The sequence below is a fragment of the Janthinobacterium sp. JF4 genome, from assembly GCF_059617925.1.
The window spans coordinates 331649-349885 of sequence record NZ_JCAQAV010000002.1; the positions used below are offsets into that span (position 1 = coordinate 331649).

Consider the following 18237-nt stretch of genomic DNA (forward strand, 5'->3'; position numbering starts at 1 on the left):
CTTATTTTGCCAGATTGTTGCTGTTGCGTGCGTTCTGCTGCAGGGAGTCGCGGATTTCACGCAGCAGCACGATGTCTTCCGGCGTGACCGGTGCCGCTGCCGGCGCGACCGGTTCGCTGCGGCGGGCCTTGTTCATCAGGCGCACCATCTGGAAGATGATGAAGGCAAGAATGACAAAGTTGAGCAAAATGGTCAGAAAGTTACCGTAGGCCAGCACGGCGCCCGCCTTTTTCGCTTCCACCAGGGTCATCGTCGTAGCCTGACCATTCAGGGGCAGATAGTAATTGGCGAAATCGAGGCCGCCGAAAATGCGGCCGATGGGCGGCATGATCACGTCTTGCACCAGGGAATCGACAATCTTGCCGAAGGCGCCACCGATGATGACACCGACCGCCAGATCGACGACGTTGCCTTTCATTGCAAATTCTTTAAATTCCTTCATCATTGCCATGAATTTCTCCTTCGGATATGTATAAAAAACATGCCGATCATACTATTGATTCCCAGTGCCACCAACTTGTGGTTGTAGTCAAGACCAATTCCGGCACAGCCGGGCGCATCTAGTTCGAAAGAACTAGCCACCTCCTGCAAAAGTATATAAATTATGGTACAAGCAACGTTTTTGTTCTATTCGTTGTTTGCTTCACTTATAATTTGCGGTTGCCAGAAGTGGATTTTTCACTTCCGGATAATCAACAAGAAACTGGCACGGGCTGCGCCATTGGCCGAAGTTCCGCAGGGATGTTGCCACTTTACCGTACAAAGATGCGGGTTGCGGCAATCAGTGGGAAAGAGCTTCGGCGACGGGTTTTTCGCGGCTGCCACTCATAATAAAGATTCGCATTTTGACTGATTGGGGTTTGCATGAGTAACGAAAAGCAGGTCGATTCAGGCCGTCGCGGCTTGCTCGTCGCCACGTGCGCGGCGGGCAGTGTAGTTGGATTGGCAACCGCGGGAGCCTTGGTAAGCACCTTCCAGCCGTCGGAGCGCGCGAAAGCGGCTGGCGCGCCGGTCGAAGTAGACATCACCACCTTGCAACCCGGCGAAATGCGCACCGTCGAATGGCGTGGCAAGCCGGTCTGGATCCTCAAGCGCACGCCGGAAATGATCGCGTCGCTCAAGCAAACCGATGGCAAGGTCGCCGATGCCAATTCCCAGCGCAATCCGGCCGAATTCACGCCTGAATACTGCATGAACGAGGCGCGCTCCATCAAGCCTGAAATTCTCGTCGCCGTCGGCATCTGCACCCACCTGGGCTGCTCCCCTTCCTCGAAATTTACCCCCGGCCCGCAACCGTCGCTGCCCGATGACTGGGAAGGCGGCTTCCTGTGCCCTTGCCACGGCTCCACCTTCGACATGGCAGGCCGCGTGTTCAAGAACAAGCCGGCGCCGGACAACCTGCAAGTGCCGCGCCATATGTACCTGAGCGACACCAAATTGCTGATAGGTAAAGACGAGAAAGGCGAGGCTTGATCATGGCTGCTTTCAAAGAAACGAAGTTCCCTGCAGACGCTCCCGTCGCCGAAAAAGCGCTGGGCTGGGTCGATGACCGCTTTCCCCTGACCAAACTGTGGAATGACCAATGGGGCAAGTACTACGCCCCGAAAAACTTCAATTTCTGGTACATCTTCGGCTCGCTGGCCATGCTGGTGCTGGTCTTGCAGATCGTCACCGGCATCTTCCTGACCATGCACTACAAACCGGATGCGGCCCTGGCCTTCAATTCCGTCGAGTACATCATGCGCGAAGTACCGTGGGGCTGGCTGGTGCGCTACATGCACTCGACGGGCGCCTCGGCCTTCTTCATCATCGTCTACCTGCACATGACGCGCGCCCTGCTGTACGGCTCGTACCGCAAGCCACGTGAGCTGATCTGGCTGTTCGGTTTCGCCATCTTCCTGTGCCTGATGGCCGAAGCGTTCTTCGGCTACCTGCTGCCATGGGGCCAGATGTCGTACTGGGGCGCGCAAGTGATCGTCAACCTGTTTGGCGCCATCCCGCTGATCGGCCCTGACCTGTCGCTGTGGATCCGCGGCGACTACGTCGTCTCCGACGCGACCCTGAACCGCTTCTTCGCCTTCCACGTGATCGCCATCCCGCTGGTACTGCTGGGCCTGGTTGCCGCGCACTTGATCGCCCTGCATGAAGTCGGTTCGAGCAATCCGGACGGCATCGAAGTGAAAGAAAACCTGGGCGCCGATGGCCACCCGGTCGATTCGATCCCTTCGCATCCTTACTACACCGTGCATGACCTGTTCGGCGTGTCGATCTTCCTCGTCATTTTCAGCGCCGTCGTCTTCTTCGCGCCGGAAATGGGCGGTTACTTCCTGGAATACAACAACTTCCTGCCAGGCGACTCGCTGAAAACCCCGCTGCACATCGCGCCAACCTGGTACTTCACGCCGTTCTACTCGGTGCTGCGCGCCACCACGGCCGACTTCATGTACGTGCTGATGGGTGTCGTGGCCGCCTACGTGGTGTTCATCTGGCTCAAGTCGCGCCTGTCGACGAGCGTCAAGTCCATCATCGCCGGCATCGCCATCGTCGCCATCATCGGCATGCTGCCGCAGGTACTCGATGCGAAATTCTGGGGCGTGGTGTTCTTCGGCGGTTCCGTCGTGATCCTGGCTTTCCTGCCATGGCTCGACCATTCGCCCGTGAAATCGATCCGCTACCGTCCGACCTGGCACAAATACATCTATGCCATCTTCGGCCTGTCGTTCCTGATCCTCGGCTACCTCGGTACCCAGGCGCCAACGGATGCGAAAACCATCGTGTCGCAAGTGTGCACCCTGATTTACTTCAGCTTTTTCCTGCTGATGCCATGGTGGAGTGCAATGGGCAAGTTCAAGACCGTGCCGTCGCGTGTGACGTTTCACCCGCACTAAGCCGCTCTCACGCCACGCTCAAAGGACATACATCATATGAAGATTGCAAAAAAACTGCTCGCCATCCTGGCCTTCGTGCCTGCCATGGCTCTCGCCAGCGAAGGCGGCTTTCCGCTGGACAAGGCGCCTGACCGCCAGACCAACATGGCAGCGCTGCAGCATGGCGCCAAACTGTTCGTCAATTATTGCCTGAATTGCCACGCTGCCGTGTCGATGCGCTACAACCGCCTGCGCGACCTGGGCTTGACGGAAATCCAGATCAAGGAGAATCTGTTGTTCTCAGGTGAGAAAGTAGGCGACCTGATGACGACAAGCCTGGCACCGCAGGACGCCAAGGCCTTCTTTGGCGTCGTACCGCCGGATTTGTCGGTAATTTCGCGCGCGAAATCATCTTCCGCTGGCACAGGCGGCGACTACCTGTATACTTACCTGCGTACGTTCTATAAAGACGACACTCGGCCGACCGGCTGGAACAATATGGTCTTGCCGAATGTTGCCATGCCGCATGTGTTATGGGAGTTGCAAGGTATCCAGACTGCCAAGTTCGTGGAAGAGAATGATCCGCACGAAGCTGGCAAGAAGATCCACAAATTTGCCGGCTTCGAGCAGGTCAAGCCAGGCACGTTGAACAAGATCGAGTATGACAATGCGGTAGCCGACCTGGTCGGCTACATGGAGTGGATGGCCGAACCGGCACAGCAAACACGCAAGCGCCTGGGCGTGTGGGTGCTGCTGTTCCTGTCGGTCTTTGCTCTGCTGGCATGGCGCCTTAACGCGTCGTTCTGGAAGGAAGTCAAATAAGTGAGGCGCCGGCCATAGGCCGGTTTATGCCTGTTTCTGCGTTGTCCGCATGAGTGGACAAGCGACCTGGGGTGAGCCGTTCGCGGCTTCACCCCCTTTGTTTCTAAGGAACTATAAAAAATGATGGTTCTCTATTCGGGTACAACCTGCCCATTTTCGCAACGCTGCCGCCTGGTCCTGTTTGAAAAAGGCATGGACTTCGAAGTGCGCGACGTCGACCTGTTCAACAAACCGGAAGACATTTCGACCATGAATCCGTATGGCCAGGTGCCTATCCTGGTCGAGCGCGAACTGATCCTGTATGAATCGAACATCATCAACGAGTACATCGATGAGCGCTTCCCGCATCCGCAACTGATGCCGGCCGATCCGCTGATGCGTGCCCGCGCGCGCCTGATGCTGTTCAATTTCGAGAAAGAACTGTTCGTGCACGTGCACGTGCTGGAAAGCGAACGCGCCAAGAGCAACGACAAGGCCCACGACAAGGCCCGCGCGGAAATCCGCGACCGCCTGACGACCCTGGCGCCGCTGTTCCTGAAAAACAAGTACATGCTGGGCGACGAATTCTCGATGCTCGACGTGGCTGTCGCGCCGCTGCTGTGGCGCCTGGACCACTACGGCATCGAACTGTCGAAGACGGCTGCACCGCTGATGAAATACGCCGAACGCATCTTCTCGCGTCCTGCCTACATCGAAGCGCTGACGCCATCCGAAAAAGTGATGCGCCGCTAAAGATATCCCCATAAAGCTACTGCGCAGCCCGCTCTCGACTTGGCGTTACTCGCCGTACTCAAGTACGGCTGCGTTACTGAAGCCGATATCGGGCTTGCTCGCTACGCTTTCTGGGGCATCTCGGGCCAGCTGTCATTCTTGGTTCTTGTATTGATAGTTGTCCCATCGTTTCATTGAACTACCGGTGCGCCCGCCTCATGCTGACGGGGGCGCTCCCGCCTCACCGTGCCTACCATGTCTGAAATCTCAACCAAACCTTATATGCTGCGCGCCATCTACGAGTGGTGCACCGACAGCGGCTACACGCCTTATCTCGCGGTCAAAGTCGATTCGCGCACCACGGTACCGATGGAATACGTGAAAAAGGGCGAAATCGTGCTCAACATCAGCTTCGGCGCCACCAGCGGCCTGAAGATGGACAACGACGCCATCCGCTTCCACGCCCGCTTTGGCGGCGTCTCGCGCGAAATCTACGTGCCGGTCGACAACGTGATGGCCATCTACGCCAACGAAAACGGCCAGGGCATGGCTTTCGAACCCGTGCTGGGCAACGCTGACCCCGACGCGCAGCCGACGGACAGCCCGGCCTCCGCCGACGTCCCGCCGCCAGTGCTCGCCCCCGCCGCCAGCGCTCCAACCCTGTCGTCCGTACCGACCGGTTCCCCCGAACAACGCGACAGCGCCACGCCCGGCGACGACGAGCCACCAAAAAAAGGCGGCCGCCCGACCCTGACACGCATTAAATAGCGTATAATTCGCAACGCGCAGTTTTTGCCGACTTAGCTCATTTGGTAGAGCAGTTGATTTGTAATCATCAGGTGGCCAGTTCGAAACCGGCAGTCGGCACCAATAAATTCAAGCACTTAGCCCAATCCTCAGGATTGGGCTTTTTGCTTTCTGGACGCCATGTAACCGCTCAGCCGGCCGTTCACACGAACCGGTCGCAGAGGTCCATTTTCGGAGGACGCCCATACCCGCAATGTCTGCGGTTTTCTCCCCAAGTCTCCAACCGGATGAGACTGAATACATTTTCTACGACTGATTGAACAGCCAAGGCCGACCGTCACGTGATAGTCGGCCTTGGTACCTCCCGTACCTCGGTGAAACACGAGGAGAATCTGCAGCATCTTTTGGCCAACTGTTCGTTATCTCCTCTTTGTTTTATCTGCTTCTCGACTATTCCTGACATATCTGCTATGCAGATATCTTGACTTTATCCGTAATTCAGATAATATTGATATATCTGAATTACGGATACCACACATGTCCTTTTCGCCCACCACCCACCGTCTCCTCACGGCGTCGCAGCTCGGCCAGTTGCTCGCATCGACCCGCAAACGGCACAAGATCACCCAGGCGACTGTAGGCGCGCGTGTCGGCTTGAGCCAGAATCGCATCTCCTACCTGGAGAGCCATCCTGACGAAATCAGTGTCAAGCAGTTACTCAGCTGGTGCTCCGCACTCGAGTTGGAGCTGCAGTTGGGCGAGCGCGATACCTCCGCCACAAGCAATTCGGCCGAGTGGTAATCATGGGCCGCCGCTCACACAGCCAGACGCTCCATCTTTGGGCAAATGGCGACTATGTAGGACGCTGGACGGTCAAGGCCAACGGCGACTCCGAACTCCAGTACGATGCGTCCTGGCAAAGCTCAAGGCTCGGGCGCCCGATCTCACTGTCGCTGCCGTTCAATCTACGCAATGAACCGCTCAAGGGTGCCAGTGTTGCCAACTACTTTGAGGGCTTGCTGCCGGACAGTGACATCATTCGCAAACGCGTTGCGACCCGGTTCAAGACAGGCTCTCTCGAACCCTTCGACCTGCTCGCGGCTATCGGCCGGGACTGCGTCGGCGCCTTGCAGCTGCTGCCCGAAGGCGGCAAACCGGAAGGACTGGCCCAGGTCGATGGCATCGCCCTTGACGAGGAAGACATCGAGCGGCACCTGCTCGAAGCGGTCAGCTCGGAGCGACACGGCGCCACCGATGACGCCGACGATGATTTCCGCATTTCGCTGGCTGGCGCGCAAGAGAAGGACGCCTTCTTGTGGTGGGATGGGAAATGGATGAAGCCGCGTGGCGCGACGCCCACAACCCACATCTTCAAGCTTCCGATCGGGATGGTCGGCGGGAAAAAAGCCGACTTCACCACGTCGGTCGATAACGAGTGGCTATGCCTGCGGCTGTTCAAGGAGTACGGGCTGCCCACGGCAAATGCCGAGATTGCGACGTTCGGCGCGCAACGGGTGCTCGTCGTCGAGCGTTTTGACCGCGTGCGATCAAGCGATGGCAAGCAGCTGTTCCGGCTGGTTCAGGAGGATTTTTGCCAGGCGACGGGAACATCACCGCTGCTGAAATACGAAAATGACGGTGGGCCGGGATTAAAACAGATGTTTACCCTGCTGCAGCAATCGCAGCAGAGCGCTGCCGACATGCACACGCTGATGGCCTCCCAACTTCTGTTCTGGATGCTGCGCGCCCCCGATGGCCACGCCAAGAACTTCAGTATCCAGCTACTGGCGGGCGCCGGCCGGTTCAAGCTGACGCCCATCTATGATGTGATGTCCGGCTATCCTGTGATCGGCCCTGGACCCAACCAGTGGACCGAACGCAAGCTCAAGATGGCGATGGCGCTACTCGGAAGCAACCGGCACTACCTCGCGCATGGCATACAGCGGCGACACTTCAACAGCACTGCAAAAGCGGTCGGCTACGGCACGGACGCCGAACCGCTCCTGCTCGACTTCATTGCCCGCACACCCGCCATCGTAGACAAGGTCCGCAGCGAACTGCCTGTGGGTTTTTCGGAAAAGGTGGCCGACAAAATTCTGGGCGGCCTGCTTGCTTCAGCAGCCACCCTTCAATAGATGCCGCCAGCCTGAAGGGAAGGATTCTCGGCTTGCGCGCCCCATTGCTGCACCGCGCAATGACTATCAGCACATTTAGGCGCAAGATGAGCACGTGCTTGCGCAAAGCAGGCTCCCGATGTCTGGCTTGCCTACCTGGGGAAATATCATGTCCGCACACACTTACAAGCTGATCGAACTGGTCGGCACATCGACCGAGAGCAGCGATCAGGCGATACGCGATGCCGTTGCCAAGGCGGCGCTGACGGTCAAGCATATGGACTGGTATGAAGTGACCGAGTCGCGGGGACATATCGTCGATGGCAAGGTGGCGCACTTCCAGGTCACGCTCAAGGTCGGCTTCCGGCTCGAATAAAGGGATCGAGTAAGGCAGGGCGGCGCATTCAGCGCCGCCCTGCTACTGCCCGGCTCTCCAGCCACTCCCGGCCGCCGGCCTCCAGCGCGCTCTGAATGACCTTTTCCGGCAAGCTGTAGACGGTCGCCCAGCTGGCCCGGCCATCCTGCGTGTTGGCGGGAAAGCTGTGCGTCTCGATCGGCCAGTGGTATTTGCGTTTCAATGCCTTGACGATGGCGGCCAGCGAGACGCGGCCTTGCAGCGGTTCGGCGCCGGACTGGTCGCGGTTCGACAGCAGCACGGCCAGGACCTGGCCGCGGCCCGTGCGCGCGCCGGGGAAGGTGGGGGTTTTGTTTGCCATGGCCTATTTTACCGGGCAATGTCGGACGAGATGCGATGTGCCGCACCTTTGATCTGGCGCAAGCGCCGCAGCGGTTTTGCGGCCACGATGGGTATTTCGCCAGGCGTGCCGGCGCCCCTCTGGCAGCCTGGGCCACTCATCACGGGGCACAGGAGCCTATCATGCACAGCCTGAACATCCATGCCATGCAATGGCAACCCGTCGCCGATATTTCCGCCGTCGATCCGCTGCTGCCCGAGGATCTGGCCTGCTTTCACGCACTGCGCGACGTGCTGCAACGCTATGGCGCACTCGACCGCTTCGGCATTTCCCTGATCCACCGCCATTTCGACATCGCCGACGACGAGGAGCTGATGGAATACACGGATGCGGAAGCACGCACCCTGACGGTAAAACCTGTCAAGAAAAGCGACATCGACTGGCAGCACACGACGATTACCAACTGGAAATTGACGGAAGGCGAGGAAGTGGCGCGCATCGGTTGCGGCTGCGCGCGCAATTCGGGTGGCCACCTGGGCTATCACCGCGGCACCTGAGGCTGTCGGGCGCCACCCGCCAAGCAGCGTCGGCCTTTCTTACACTTCGCCCTATCCAGCCCAGTCCGCTTTGCACAAGTCGTTGATTCAATTTGTTTTTTTTGTGTGGCATGCAAACTGCTTATCCCTGTCTACAAGATGAATCCAGGCAAGTCACTCTGGATTCTTTGTCCCCGGTTTTTCCGAGACTGACCACGATAAGAGGCTGCGATGAACGTCGATCACACACGAAGCAAGACCCTGGGCTGGCTGGGCGCACTGGCGGCGGCCAGCCTGCTGGCCAGCGGCCAGGCGCAGGCCGGCGCGTACGGCCTGGCCGTCAACGAGTTGAACAATTTCCGCATCAGCACCAGTGCCGGTAGCTTGTCGCTGGCCGGCGCCAACCGCAATGCCAGCGATAGCGCGTTTTTCGAAGGCGGCGTCGCCGTCAATCCGCGCGCCGTCAATACGGGCCCGGCCGCCAACGCGGACGTATTGCAAGTATGTTCGGGCGGCGGCTGCAGCGGCTTGCCGCAAAATCACTACGCTCCCAGCCCCAGTTCCACCCTGGAGTTTGCCCGCGGCGATGCGCATGCCTTCGGCAACATGATCAATGGCGGCGCCACCGTGCAAGCCGTGGCGGAAGCACAGCGCAACACGGTCGGCGCCGCCACGGCCACGGCCGGCGACACCCTCACCGGCTCCGTCAACCTGACCCTGTCGAGCGCCGGTTTCATCACCTTCAGCTTCTTGGGACGGCGCGACCTGCGCACCAGCGTAACGACCATGGGCGACAAGTCGAACGTGTCGATCATGGATATCTTCAATATCTCCTGCAACAGCGCCAGCCCCGCCGGCTGCCTGTCGAACGCGAATGCCGATGGCGTGATCTTCCAGTTCGCGCCCGATGGCGATGCCAACAATGGCAGCGACGTCAATGGCAACCATACGGTTGGCAGCCTCGACCCGTTCAGCCTGAACATGACGGCCGGCACCAATGACCCGGCCACCGGACGCGCCTTCACGAATGGCTTTGCGATGTTTTCCCTGACCTCGAATTTCGCCCTGCCCGCCGGCAGCTATACCTTGAACTTTTCCAAGTCCACGCGCACCGACATCGTCGTCATCGATCCTCTGGCCGTGCCGGAACCAGGCACCCTGTTCCTGCTGGGCATGGGACTGGCGGCCCTAGCTTTTACGCGCCGCCGCCAGCCGAAATAATCAACCGTATGAAAAATACGCGGCGCCCGCAAAGGCGCCGCGTGTTTTTCATGCAGGCAGAAATGTTTTAACCGAGCCGCGCCAGCGCCTGGCGCGCCAGCTGCAATTGCTGCAGATAATAGCGGTGCAGCATGGCCGGATCGCTCAAGTCGCGCCCCAATACCAGGCGCAACTCGCTGGCAGGGCAATCGGCGGCCTGGGTCTGTATCTGGGTTTGTACCTGCAGCCCCAGCTGACTGGCCAGCTGGCGCGCCGCCAGTTCCTGTGCGGGCCGGTATTCGACGCGCGTGCGCGCCACCTGGAAGCTGGTTTCATTGGCCAGGCGCACCACCTGCACGGGACCACCGGCCAGGCTGCGCGCCAGCGCGGCGGCCAGGCCGGGCACGCCGTTGCCGTTCACAATTTCCAGGCGAGGACGCGGCACGGCAGCGGCCGGCATGGACCGCTCCGCTACGGCAGTGGCAGCGGGCACGCCGCGCACGGCCGCCGGCACGCGCTGCAAGCGGGCCATGCCGTCGCCTTGCGTGATCTCGATGCGTGCCATGGCGGGCGCATCCGGCAGCGGCGCGGCCACGGGCACACCCTGCGGTGACGCCTCCTTGCGCAAGACGGCCAGGTCGCGCCGCAAATCGTGTTCCTGCAAGCTGGCCGCCTGGCGCCGCATGACTGCCGCGCGCGCATGCTGTCCCAGCCGTTCCAGCACTTGCGCCAGGTGCCGCCAGGCCAGCGCATTGAACGGGTCGAGCAGACAGGCCTGTTCCAGCGCGGGCAAGGCTTGCGCATCGCGTCCGCTTAAATAATAGGCATGACCGAGATTGCTGAACAGATACGCCTGCTGCGGCTGCGGCGGACCCGCCTCCTGCGTCAGGGCCAGCCAATGGGCGATCGCCGCGTCATGTTCGCCGCGCTGCGCGTGCAACACGGCCAGGCCGTTGCGCGCATTCACATGGCGCGGCGCGGCGCGCAGGGCGTGCTCATAGGCCGCTTGCGCGGCGGGCAGGTCGCCCGTGTCAAAAAACCGGCGCCCCGCCACATAGGCGGCATCGGCGTCTAGCGCCGGCGGCAGCGGCGCGCGCGCCGTGTGGCTGGCACAGGCGCCCAGGCCCAGGCAGGCACAGGCGGCGGCCAGGCGGGAAATCGTCAAGCGCATGGTGACTCCTTTCAGCGGCTGGCCATGGCCGGCACGAGCACGCGATAGACTTCGATCACGGCCGGCCCCATGAGCACCAGCATGAGGGTGGGAAAGACGCAAAAGATCAGCGGGAACAGCAGTTTCAGGGCGATCTTCGCTGCCGCCTCTTCGGCCAGCAGGCTGCGCTTGCCGCGCAGGTTTTCCGAATGCACGCGCAGCGAATCGCCCATGCTGGTGCCGAAGCGTTCCGATTGAATCAGCATGGCAACGAGGGTATCGACATCTTCCACGCCGCTGCGCAAGGCCAGGTTGCGCAGCGCCTTTTCCTTAGAAAAGCCGGCACGCATTTCCATCAGCACCAGCTGCAATTCCTGCGCCAGCACCACGCTCTTGATGTGGATTTCGCCCGACACTTTGACGAGCGCGCGCTCCAGGCTCAGGCCTGCTTCCACGCACACGGTCAGCAAGTCGAGCGCGTCGGGGATATTTTCAAAGATGTCGCGCTGGCGCCGCTTGGCCGTGCTGGCCAGCACCAGGTTTGGCAGGTAATAGCCGATGGTGGCGCTGACGCACAGCAGCAACAGCAGCACGCTGCGCAACTGCGCCGCCATGGTGCTGGCCGCATACAGCCCCAGTACAGTGGGGAACAGCAGGGCCAGCACGCTTTTCGCGGCAAAATACAGGGCCGGCGCGCCGGCTTGCCGCCAGCCCGCGTTCATGAAGCGCGTGCGCAGCGGCGAGCGCTCCCAGCCCTCTTCCGGCAGCGACAGCTTGCTGAACGGCTGCGCCACGCGCGCCACGCGCTCCACCCAGCCCGTGTCGGCCACCGCCTCGCTGGCGGCCGGCGCCATGGCACCGAACAGGCGCTGGCGCAAGGCGCCGGGAAAGAAGATCAGCCACGCCAGCAGGGCCAGCGCCACCACCACGGCGAAGACGATCACGAGAAACAGCAGTTGTGCACCGCTCATGCCACCTCCTGTTTTATATGCGGATGCGGATCACATTGCGCATCCAGACCACGCCCAATGCCACCATGCCGGCCGCGTACCACAGCAGTTTGATGCCGCTGGGATCGGTCCACAGCAGGCGGATGTATTGCGGGTTGACGAGCGCCATGACGCCGATCATCACCACCGGCATCAAGCCCAGCACCCAGGCCGACATGCGCCCCTCGGCCGACAGCACGCGCACCTGTCCCAGCAGCTTTAAACGGGCGCGGATGATGCGCGCGATGCTGACCAGCACTTCGGCCAGATTGCCCCCCGATTCGCGCTGCACCAGCACGGCGATGACGAGGTAGCGCAAGTCCGTCAGCGGAATGCGCGCGGCCAGGTTTTGCAGCGCCTCGTTCATCGGCACGCCGTAATTGATCTCTTCGTGCGCCATCTTGAATTCGCCGCTGATCGGCTCATTGAGTTCATCGCCCACCATCTGCAGCACATTCGAAAACGAGTGCCCGGCGCGCAGGGCGCGGGCCAGGAAGTCGGCCGCCTCCGGCAATTGCGCCTCGATCTTTTTCAGCCGCGCCGCGCGCGCGCGCAGCACGACCATGCACGGCCCGCCACCGGCCACGCCCAGCAGCAGCAAGGCGCCCGGCAGCGGCATGGGCCAGATGGCCAGCCACAGCAGCGCCAGCAGCAACAGGGCGCCCGCGCCGCCCAGGAACTGCGCCACCGACCAGGACAAGCCCGATTGCAGCAGCAGGTGGTCGAGCTTTCCCGCCTGCGGCAGGCGCCGCAGCCAGCGCTCGAGGCCGGGTGCGCGCGCATAGCGGCGCTGCTTGAGGATGGAAACCCGCTCGCCGCCCGCCTCGCCGCGCGCCGCCATCAGCCGCAAGCGCCGGTTGATGCGGCGCGCCGCGCTGCCGTGCGTGCCCGACCACCACAGCCAGGCGCCTTCCACCATCAGGATGCAGGCGGCGAACAGCAGCACGGCAAAGCCGTAGAACACCAGGTCCATGCTTCCCCTCCTTATTCGTAGATGCGGTCGGGATCGAAGACGCTATCGGGTACGGGCGCGCCGAACATGCGCAAGCGCTCCGTGAAACGGGGCCGCACGCCCGTGGCGCAAAAGTGGCCCAGCACCTTGCCGGCGGCATCGACGCCCGTCTGCTCGAAGCGGAAGATTTCATGCATGGCGATGATGTCGCCTTCCATGCCCGTCACTTCCTGCAGGCTGACCAGCTTGCGCGCGCCGTCCGTCAGGCGCGACACCTGCATCACCACCGTCACGGCCGAACAGATCTGCTGGCGCGTGGCGCGCGGCGTCAGGTTCACGCTGGCCATGCCGACCATGTTTTCCAGCCGCGCCAGCGCGTCGCGCGCCGTGTTCGAGTGGATCGTCGCCAGCGAACCTTCATGGCCCGTGTTCATCGCCTGCAGCATGTCGAGCGCCTCGGCGCCGCGCACTTCGCCCAGGATGATGCGGTCGGGCCGCATGCGCAGCGCATTGCGCACCAGCGCCCGCTGCGATACTTCCCCCTTGCCCTCGATATTCGGCGGACGCGTTTCCAGGCGCACCACGTGCGGCTGGCGCAGCGCCAGTTCGGCCGCATCCTCGATGGTGACGATGCGCTCGCTGCCGGGGATGAAGCCGGACAGCACGTTGAGCAGGGTCGTCTTGCCGCTGCCCGTGCCACCCGAGATCAGGATGTTGACCTTGGCCTGGCCCAGCGCCTGCAGCACCTGCACCATGGGCGGCGTCAGGCTTTTGTAGTCGAGCAGATTGGCGATCGTCAAAGGCTGCACGGCAAAGCGCCGGATCGACAAAATCGGACCATCGACGGCCAGCGGTGGAATGATGGCATTCACGCGCGAACCGTCGGGCAGGCGCGCGTCGACCATCGGGCTCGATTCGTCGACCCGCCGTCCCACGCGCGAGACGATCTTTTCGATGATCTTCATCAGGTGCGCATTGTCGTGGAACGTCACGTCCGTCAGCTGCAGCCGCCCGCCCCGCTCCACATACACCTTGTCGCAGGTATTGACGAGGATGTCGGACACGCTGGCGTCGGCCAGCAAGGGTTCGAGCGGGCCAAAGCCCAGCATCTCGTGCTGGATGTCGAGCACCAGGCTATGCCGCTCGTGCTGGTTCAGGACGATGCGCTCTTCCTCGATCACGCGCTGCACCAGCAGCGCCAGCTCGTGCTTGAACTGCTCCGCCGTCAGGCGTTTCAAGCGTTCCAGGTCGATACGGTCGAGTATCGTCTGGTGCATGGTTTTCTTGAGTTCCTGGTAGGCGTGCAGCGCCAGCGCACCTTGTCCATTGGTGGCGGGGCGCACCGTTTCATTCGCCGCCAGGCGTTCGCGTAAAGTCATCTCGGCTCCCATGATGGCTCCCGGCGGGAGCCCTGACATCTCTGCATTCTCTAAGCCTCGCTGCGGCTGAACAGGCGGTCGAACAGGCCGCGGCTTTCCGTCACACGGCGCGCCGTCACCAGTTCCACCAGTTCGGCCAGGCTGCGCGCCACGGCGCTGGTACGCGACAGCTGCAGCAGCGGAATGCCCTGGTTGACGGAATCGGTGGCGGCGATGTAATCGTTGGGTACCGTGTGCACCACTTCCGCGCCCAGCGCCTGCTCCAGGTCCGCCAGGCGCAGGCGCCCGCCCTTTTCATAGCGGTTGACGATCAGGCGCAAGCGTTCGCCCGGATAGCCGAGCGAGCGGAAAATGTCGAGCAGGCGGCGCCCGTCGCGGATGTCGGGCAAGGCCAGCTGCAGCACCGGATAGATGGCGTCGGCGTTGTCGAGCGCGCGCAGCGACAGCGCATCGATCTGGCGCCCCACGTCGAGCACGATGTAGTCGTAGTGCTGGCGCGCCACGGCCAGGATGCGGTCCATGTGCTCGGGTTGCATGTCGACCTTGTGCGCCGGGTCGTCGGCCGCCGCCAGCACGCCGAAATTCGGCGTCACGTGCACCAGGCACGAGGCGAGAAAGGCGCCATCCATGCGCGCGATCTGGGCGCAGATGTCGGACAGGGTCATGGCCGGCTTCTGGTCCGAGACGTACAGGGTGGCGTCGCCGAACTGGCCATGCAGGTCGATCAGCAGCACCTTGCAGCCGGCCAGGCTCGCCAGCGCGTAGGAAAAATTCGTCGACAAAAAGGTGGCGCCGCTGCCGCCCTTGCACGAGATGAAAGCGAGCACTTTGCCGTCGCGCATCTGCGTCACGCCGGCCTGGATATCGACCCGGTCCATCGCCTCATGGAAGGCCTTGTGCACCAGCGGCAGCTGCAGCACTTCGCGCATGCCGGCGCGCATGGCGCGTATCAGGACATCCTGCTGCTGGCCGCGCGTGAGCAGCATCAGCACGGCCAGCGGATACTGGCGCGCCAGGCGCTCGAGCAGGTCGGCTTCGTCGGCATCGAGGCCGCTGGCGTCGACGATCACCAGCTCGGGCGCTTCGGGCAGCATGCGCTCGACGGCGTCGCGCAGGCCGCTGCGCCGCTCCAGCAGCCGCAGCACGGGCATGCGGGCCGCGCCTTGCGCAGCGATTTCATCGTGCAAGCTGGCGTCGCGGGTAATCATCAAGGCTTTCATCGCGCCTCCTTCATTCAAGGCAACACATTCGGCTGCGCCGGCGGATTGGCGCTCATGGACAAAAACCGGGATTGTCCGGATAGCCCAGCGACTCGGCCACCGCCATGGTGATCCCGCTGGGCAAACGTATGGCGCCTGCGCCGGAGGGAAACATCACCCCCAGCAGCGGCAGGACGGGCCGGTAGGGCACGCGCTCGCAGCGCGCGCCGACGCCGGGCAGGCACAGGCGCGCGCGCACGAAGCGGATGCAGCTGGCGCCATGCGGATCGTCCAGGCAATTGATGCGGTTGCGTTGCGGACAGCCCGGCAGCACCGTCACCGGCACCGCTGCCAGCGCGGCGCCGCCGCTGCTCTCCGACAAATAGTCGATGCGCACATGCGCGTCGCTGATGCCGCCGCCCAGCGGCAAGGTGCCGGGCGTGGCGCGCAGCACGGCGTGCGTGCGCACGGCTTGCAAGGCGCCGGCATTGCTGAAATCGGTGACGGCGGCGGTGCGCGCCGCGCGCCGGGTGATCTCATGCACCATGTTCCACACGTACACGGCGCGCGCCACTTCCAGCATGGCAAACAGGAACAAAAAGAACAGCAGCGCCAGCATGGCGAATTCGACGGCGAAGACGCCGCCCTGGCGCTGCCGGCTATGCAGGTTAGTTGACATAGCGCAATGTCGCGTTGGCGCGCAAGGGAATCGGCGCCAGCTGCGGCAGCCACTTGCGGGTCAGCTCAGGCAGGAAATCGACCGGCATGTCCACGGTGACCTTGATGCGCACCTGCAACGGCGCCGTCGCGTAGCTGCCGCAGCCATAGGAATCGTCGGCATACACGCAGTCCACGTTGACCCGGGCGGCCTCCATGTCCGGCCAGCTTTCCGCCATCGCCTCGACCACCATCTGCCTGGCCAGGGCGGCGCCCTGGTTCGCCGTGCCGATGCTGCCCATCTGTGGCAGCGGCATGGTCGCCATGTAGCGCGCCGCATCGTGCACGCTTTTTTGCAGGGCCGTGTACACCAGCAGCGCGCGGCCGAACAGCAGCACGAAGGGCAGCAGTCCCATGAAAAACAGCAGGATCAGCGCCAGCTCGATGGCGGCGACACCGCCCTGGCGGCGTGGCGCGCGGCCGGGCGGCTTCATTGCAGCAGCTCCGCCGGGCCGATCAGCGATCCCTCGGCTGCCAGGCCGGCAAATTCGGCGCTCAGCACGCCGTTGCTGGCCGGCGCCGTCATGAAGAAGCGGCCGATGCCCAATACCTGGGCCAGCACGTCGCTGCCGGCCGGCACGGGACAGGCCAGCAGTGGAATGTGCAGCAGGCGCTGCTGCGCCAAGCCCGTGTTGCCGGCCGGCGCCGTCTGGTACGCCAGCGTCAGGTACGGCGACTTATCGGTGGGATAGCTGGATTTGGCGGCCGGAGCGGCCGGCGTGGCCGGATACAGCTTGGGCCAGTCGGTGGTGGCAAACGGCGGATAACCGCCGGCCGGCTTCGGGTTGCTGTACCTGGCCGCCCTGGAAAACGACCACAGCGGCCCGTAACTGCCGACGGCGGGCGGCGTCGCATTCGATTCCGGATCGGCCACGGACAGCAGCGGATTGCCGGTGCTCAGCGCACTGGGCGCATCGGGCGCATTCGTCATCCACCAGTTCGCCGCCGTATTCGGATAGGCGCGGATATTCGTGTCGGACGGCGCCGTGACCGGATGGCAGCCGCTGCCCGCATGCTGGTTGAAGCGCGCATTGAAGGCCGTCCACAGCGCGGCCGGAAAAGGCCGGTGCACATGCACCTGGGCGCTGCCGATGCGCGGATACAGCACCGTGCCGCTGCAGACAAACGGCAACACGCTCGCTACGCTGACCTGCAACGACGGTCCCACCACACCCGGCCGGCCCAGCGGATTGAGCACGAAATGGTCGGCCGCAGGACCGTGCGGATTGAGCTGCAACAAGTTATACGCCACGCCGCGGCGAAAGCCATATTCCAGCAACTCGACGGCCGGCAGCAGTGCCGCATTCGTGCGCGGGCTGGCGGCGCTGGACGACAGCGCGCAGACAGCCAGCGGCATCAAGTGCAGGCTGGCCCGCCCCGCCACGGCGCGCGCGCCCGTGTCCAGGGTGCGCAGCGCCGGCGACCAGGCGCCGAGGAACGCCGTCGCCACCCGTCCCAGCACGGGATCATTGGCCTGCGTATCGACGCGCACGAACAGCGCCGCGGCGGCGTCGGGCACGGCGCCAGCCGCATGCCATTCGCTGGCGGGGGCGTCGGGCGCACTGGCGAAGCGGATGCTGGCGTCCGACAAAATGGCGCCTTCCATGCGGCGCCGCCATGCACTGCGGTCGGCCGCACTGCTCTTGGCCTTCGTCACGGCAGCAAGCAAGCCCTCGGGCGTGCCCACCAGTTCCGAGGCCGCCGCCATCGCCGCGTTGTCGGCCAGGTTCTGCAGTTCCGTCTTGCGGCCGATGACTTGTCCCACGTCCAGCGCCAGGCCGATAAAGCCCAGCACCACGATGAGCAGGATGGAAAAACCGATCAGCATCGCCCCGCGCTGGCGTCTATTTGCCATTGCCGCCTCCCAGCATGAATTGCACCGGCTGCGGCGCCTGGGCATTCGGTTCGGCAAACGACGCGCGGTAGCGCTGCATGACGGCCTGGGCGCTGGGGCCGTCGAGGCCGTCGGCCGGCGTGCGCCTGCCCGCGCTGGCCGGATCGCGCACCTGCTGCGCCATCGACAGGCGCACGGCGTCGCCGAAGCGCCGGTCCAGCTGCGGCGTGCTGCCGTGCGCGCAGGCGGCCAGCTGCAAAGCCAGGGCCAGGGCGGCCAAACGCCGCAGCGATATCAGGAACGCGTTCGGCATGGCGTATCTCCC

At 63.0% G+C, this 18237-nt stretch carries 21 protein-coding genes and 1 tRNA gene; 11 read left to right on the forward strand and 11 right to left on the reverse strand.

Features of this window, described 5'->3' with window-relative positions; translation table 11 throughout:
• Nucleotide 1: 1 nt before the first annotated feature.
• Nucleotides 2-451, reverse strand: coding sequence for a large conductance mechanosensitive channel protein MscL (gene mscL, locus AC54AF_RS03305; protein WP_131687941.1), 450 nt, complete (start codon nt 449-451; stop codon nt 2-4).
• Nucleotides 452-864: 413 nt separating this feature from the next.
• Between mscL and petA the strand changes: the two genes are divergently transcribed.
• From petA to AC54AF_RS03350, 9 genes are all read left to right on the forward strand, one after another.
• On the forward strand, nt 865-1473 hold the full coding sequence (petA, locus tag AC54AF_RS03310) for a ubiquinol-cytochrome c reductase iron-sulfur subunit (RefSeq protein ID WP_034783594.1): 609 nt from the start codon (nt 865-867) through the stop codon (nt 1471-1473).
• A 2-nt stretch (nt 1474-1475) separates the two neighbouring features.
• Entirely contained in the window at nt 1476-2888 is a 1413-nt protein-coding gene (locus AC54AF_RS03315; RefSeq protein ID WP_131687940.1) for a cytochrome b N-terminal domain-containing protein, read from the forward strand.
• A 36-nt stretch (nt 2889-2924) separates the two neighbouring features.
• Nucleotides 2925-3689: a cytochrome c1 gene (locus tag AC54AF_RS03320; RefSeq protein ID WP_496635337.1), complete on the forward strand. Its 765-nt coding sequence runs from the start codon at nt 2925-2927 to the stop codon at nt 3687-3689.
• Between the two features lie 120 nt (nt 3690-3809).
• The gene (locus tag AC54AF_RS03325) at nt 3810-4421 is read left to right on the forward strand and encodes a glutathione S-transferase N-terminal domain-containing protein (protein WP_010394154.1); all 612 of its coding nucleotides are present in this window, start codon (nt 3810-3812) and stop codon (nt 4419-4421) included.
• Between the two features lie 234 nt (nt 4422-4655).
• The gene (locus tag AC54AF_RS03330) at nt 4656-5168 is read left to right on the forward strand and encodes a ClpXP protease specificity-enhancing factor (RefSeq protein WP_131687938.1); all 513 of its coding nucleotides are present in this window, start codon (nt 4656-4658) and stop codon (nt 5166-5168) included.
• 26 nt (nt 5169-5194) lie between these two features.
• A tRNA-Thr gene (locus AC54AF_RS03335) sits at nt 5195-5270 on the forward strand.
• Nucleotides 5271-5684: 414 nt separating this feature from the next.
• Nucleotides 5685-5948, forward strand: coding sequence for a helix-turn-helix domain-containing protein (locus AC54AF_RS03340; protein ID WP_496635339.1), 264 nt, complete (start codon nt 5685-5687; stop codon nt 5946-5948).
• Nucleotides 5949-5950: 2 nt separating this feature from the next.
• The gene (locus AC54AF_RS03345) at nt 5951-7282 is read left to right on the forward strand and encodes a type II toxin-antitoxin system HipA family toxin (RefSeq protein WP_496635341.1); all 1332 of its coding nucleotides are present in this window, start codon (nt 5951-5953) and stop codon (nt 7280-7282) included.
• Between the two features lie 148 nt (nt 7283-7430).
• Nucleotides 7431-7637 (forward strand): dodecin, encoded by a 207-nt coding sequence (locus tag AC54AF_RS03350; RefSeq protein ID WP_070258640.1) that lies wholly within the window; start codon nt 7431-7433, stop codon nt 7635-7637.
• Between the two features lie 28 nt (nt 7638-7665).
• On the opposite strand, the gene AC54AF_RS03355 is transcribed toward AC54AF_RS03350, so the two are convergent.
• On the reverse strand, nt 7666-7977 hold the full coding sequence (locus tag AC54AF_RS03355; protein WP_131687935.1) for a hypothetical protein: 312 nt from the start codon (nt 7975-7977) through the stop codon (nt 7666-7668).
• A 161-nt stretch (nt 7978-8138) separates the two neighbouring features.
• Between AC54AF_RS03355 and AC54AF_RS03360 the strand changes: the two genes are divergently transcribed.
• On the forward strand, nt 8139-8513 hold the full coding sequence (locus AC54AF_RS03360) for a hypothetical protein (RefSeq protein WP_496635343.1): 375 nt from the start codon (nt 8139-8141) through the stop codon (nt 8511-8513).
• A gap of 210 nt (nt 8514-8723) precedes the next feature.
• Entirely contained in the window at nt 8724-9713 is a 990-nt protein-coding gene (locus AC54AF_RS03365) for an EDSAP-1 family PEP-CTERM protein (protein WP_496635345.1), read from the forward strand.
• 67 nt (nt 9714-9780) lie between these two features.
• Here the strand turns inward: AC54AF_RS03365 and AC54AF_RS03370 are convergent, their stop codons facing one another.
• Genes AC54AF_RS03370 through AC54AF_RS03410 form a run of 9 tightly spaced genes read right to left on the reverse strand, consistent with a single transcriptional unit; the run spans nt 9781 to nt 18225 of the window.
• A complete protein-coding gene (locus tag AC54AF_RS03370) occupies nt 9781-10863 on the reverse strand; it encodes a LytR C-terminal domain-containing protein (protein ID WP_496635347.1) in 1083 nt (360 codons plus the stop codon).
• An 11-nt stretch (nt 10864-10874) separates the two neighbouring features.
• Nucleotides 10875-11813, reverse strand: coding sequence for a type II secretion system F family protein (locus AC54AF_RS03375; RefSeq protein ID WP_496635349.1), 939 nt, complete (start codon nt 11811-11813; stop codon nt 10875-10877).
• A 13-nt stretch (nt 11814-11826) separates the two neighbouring features.
• Nucleotides 11827-12804 carry a type II secretion system F family protein gene (locus AC54AF_RS03380; protein WP_496635351.1) on the reverse strand — a complete coding sequence of 326 codons (978 nt, stop codon included), beginning with the start codon at nt 12802-12804 and terminating at the stop codon, nt 11827-11829.
• 11 nt (nt 12805-12815) lie between these two features.
• The gene (locus AC54AF_RS03385; protein ID WP_077408925.1) at nt 12816-14162 is read right to left on the reverse strand and encodes a TadA family conjugal transfer-associated ATPase; all 1347 of its coding nucleotides are present in this window, start codon (nt 14160-14162) and stop codon (nt 12816-12818) included.
• A gap of 50 nt (nt 14163-14212) precedes the next feature.
• On the reverse strand, nt 14213-15382 hold the full coding sequence (locus AC54AF_RS03390; protein ID WP_131687929.1) for an AAA family ATPase: 1170 nt from the start codon (nt 15380-15382) through the stop codon (nt 14213-14215).
• Between the two features lie 52 nt (nt 15383-15434).
• Nucleotides 15435-16040 (reverse strand): TadE/TadG family type IV pilus assembly protein, encoded by a 606-nt coding sequence (locus AC54AF_RS03395; RefSeq protein ID WP_496635353.1) that lies wholly within the window; start codon nt 16038-16040, stop codon nt 15435-15437.
• Nucleotides 16030-16512 (reverse strand): TadE/TadG family type IV pilus assembly protein, encoded by a 483-nt coding sequence (locus tag AC54AF_RS03400; protein WP_496635355.1) that lies wholly within the window; start codon nt 16510-16512, stop codon nt 16030-16032. Before AC54AF_RS03400 ends, AC54AF_RS03395 begins: the two co-directional genes overlap by 11 nt.
• Complete coding sequence (locus AC54AF_RS03405; protein ID WP_496635357.1) at nt 16509-17933, reverse strand: TadE/TadG family type IV pilus assembly protein; 1425 nt, start codon at nt 17931-17933, stop codon at nt 16509-16511. Before AC54AF_RS03405 ends, AC54AF_RS03400 begins: the two co-directional genes overlap by 4 nt.
• Nucleotides 17923-18225, reverse strand: coding sequence for a hypothetical protein (locus AC54AF_RS03410; RefSeq protein ID WP_496635359.1), 303 nt, complete (start codon nt 18223-18225; stop codon nt 17923-17925). Before AC54AF_RS03410 ends, AC54AF_RS03405 begins: the two co-directional genes overlap by 11 nt.
• Nucleotides 18226-18237 lie beyond the last annotated feature (12 nt).

Coding starts and splice junctions, on each gene's coding strand:
- mscL (WP_131687941.1), bottom strand. CDS start 451: ATGGCAATGATGAAGGAATTTAAAGAATTTGCAATGAAAGGCAACGTC.
- petA (WP_034783594.1), top strand. CDS start 865: ATGAGTAACGAAAAGCAGGTCGATTCAGGCCGTCGCGGCTTGCTCGTC.
- AC54AF_RS03315 (WP_131687940.1), top strand. CDS start 1,476: ATGGCTGCTTTCAAAGAAACGAAGTTCCCTGCAGACGCTCCCGTCGCC.
- AC54AF_RS03320 (WP_496635337.1), top strand. CDS start 2,925: ATGAAGATTGCAAAAAAACTGCTCGCCATCCTGGCCTTCGTGCCTGCC.
- AC54AF_RS03325 (WP_010394154.1), top strand. CDS start 3,810: ATGATGGTTCTCTATTCGGGTACAACCTGCCCATTTTCGCAACGCTGC.
- AC54AF_RS03330 (WP_131687938.1), top strand. CDS start 4,656: ATGTCTGAAATCTCAACCAAACCTTATATGCTGCGCGCCATCTACGAG.
- AC54AF_RS03340 (WP_496635339.1), top strand. CDS start 5,685: ATGTCCTTTTCGCCCACCACCCACCGTCTCCTCACGGCGTCGCAGCTC.
- AC54AF_RS03345 (WP_496635341.1), top strand. CDS start 5,951: ATGGGCCGCCGCTCACACAGCCAGACGCTCCATCTTTGGGCAAATGGC.
- AC54AF_RS03350 (WP_070258640.1), top strand. CDS start 7,431: ATGTCCGCACACACTTACAAGCTGATCGAACTGGTCGGCACATCGACC.
- AC54AF_RS03355 (WP_131687935.1), bottom strand. CDS start 7,977: ATGGCAAACAAAACCCCCACCTTCCCCGGCGCGCGCACGGGCCGCGGC.
- AC54AF_RS03360 (WP_496635343.1), top strand. CDS start 8,139: ATGCACAGCCTGAACATCCATGCCATGCAATGGCAACCCGTCGCCGAT.
- AC54AF_RS03365 (WP_496635345.1), top strand. CDS start 8,724: ATGAACGTCGATCACACACGAAGCAAGACCCTGGGCTGGCTGGGCGCA.
- AC54AF_RS03370 (WP_496635347.1), bottom strand. CDS start 10,863: ATGCGCTTGACGATTTCCCGCCTGGCCGCCGCCTGTGCCTGCCTGGGC.
- AC54AF_RS03375 (WP_496635349.1), bottom strand. CDS start 11,813: ATGAGCGGTGCACAACTGCTGTTTCTCGTGATCGTCTTCGCCGTGGTG.
- AC54AF_RS03380 (WP_496635351.1), bottom strand. CDS start 12,804: ATGGACCTGGTGTTCTACGGCTTTGCCGTGCTGCTGTTCGCCGCCTGC.
- AC54AF_RS03385 (WP_077408925.1), bottom strand. CDS start 14,162: ATGACTTTACGCGAACGCCTGGCGGCGAATGAAACGGTGCGCCCCGCC.
- AC54AF_RS03390 (WP_131687929.1), bottom strand. CDS start 15,382: ATGAAAGCCTTGATGATTACCCGCGACGCCAGCTTGCACGATGAAATC.
- AC54AF_RS03395 (WP_496635353.1), bottom strand. CDS start 16,040: ATGTCAACTAACCTGCATAGCCGGCAGCGCCAGGGCGGCGTCTTCGCC.
- AC54AF_RS03400 (WP_496635355.1), bottom strand. CDS start 16,512: ATGAAGCCGCCCGGCCGCGCGCCACGCCGCCAGGGCGGTGTCGCCGCC.
- AC54AF_RS03405 (WP_496635357.1), bottom strand. CDS start 17,933: ATGGCAAATAGACGCCAGCGCGGGGCGATGCTGATCGGTTTTTCCATC.
- AC54AF_RS03410 (WP_496635359.1), bottom strand. CDS start 18,225: ATGCCGAACGCGTTCCTGATATCGCTGCGGCGTTTGGCCGCCCTGGCC.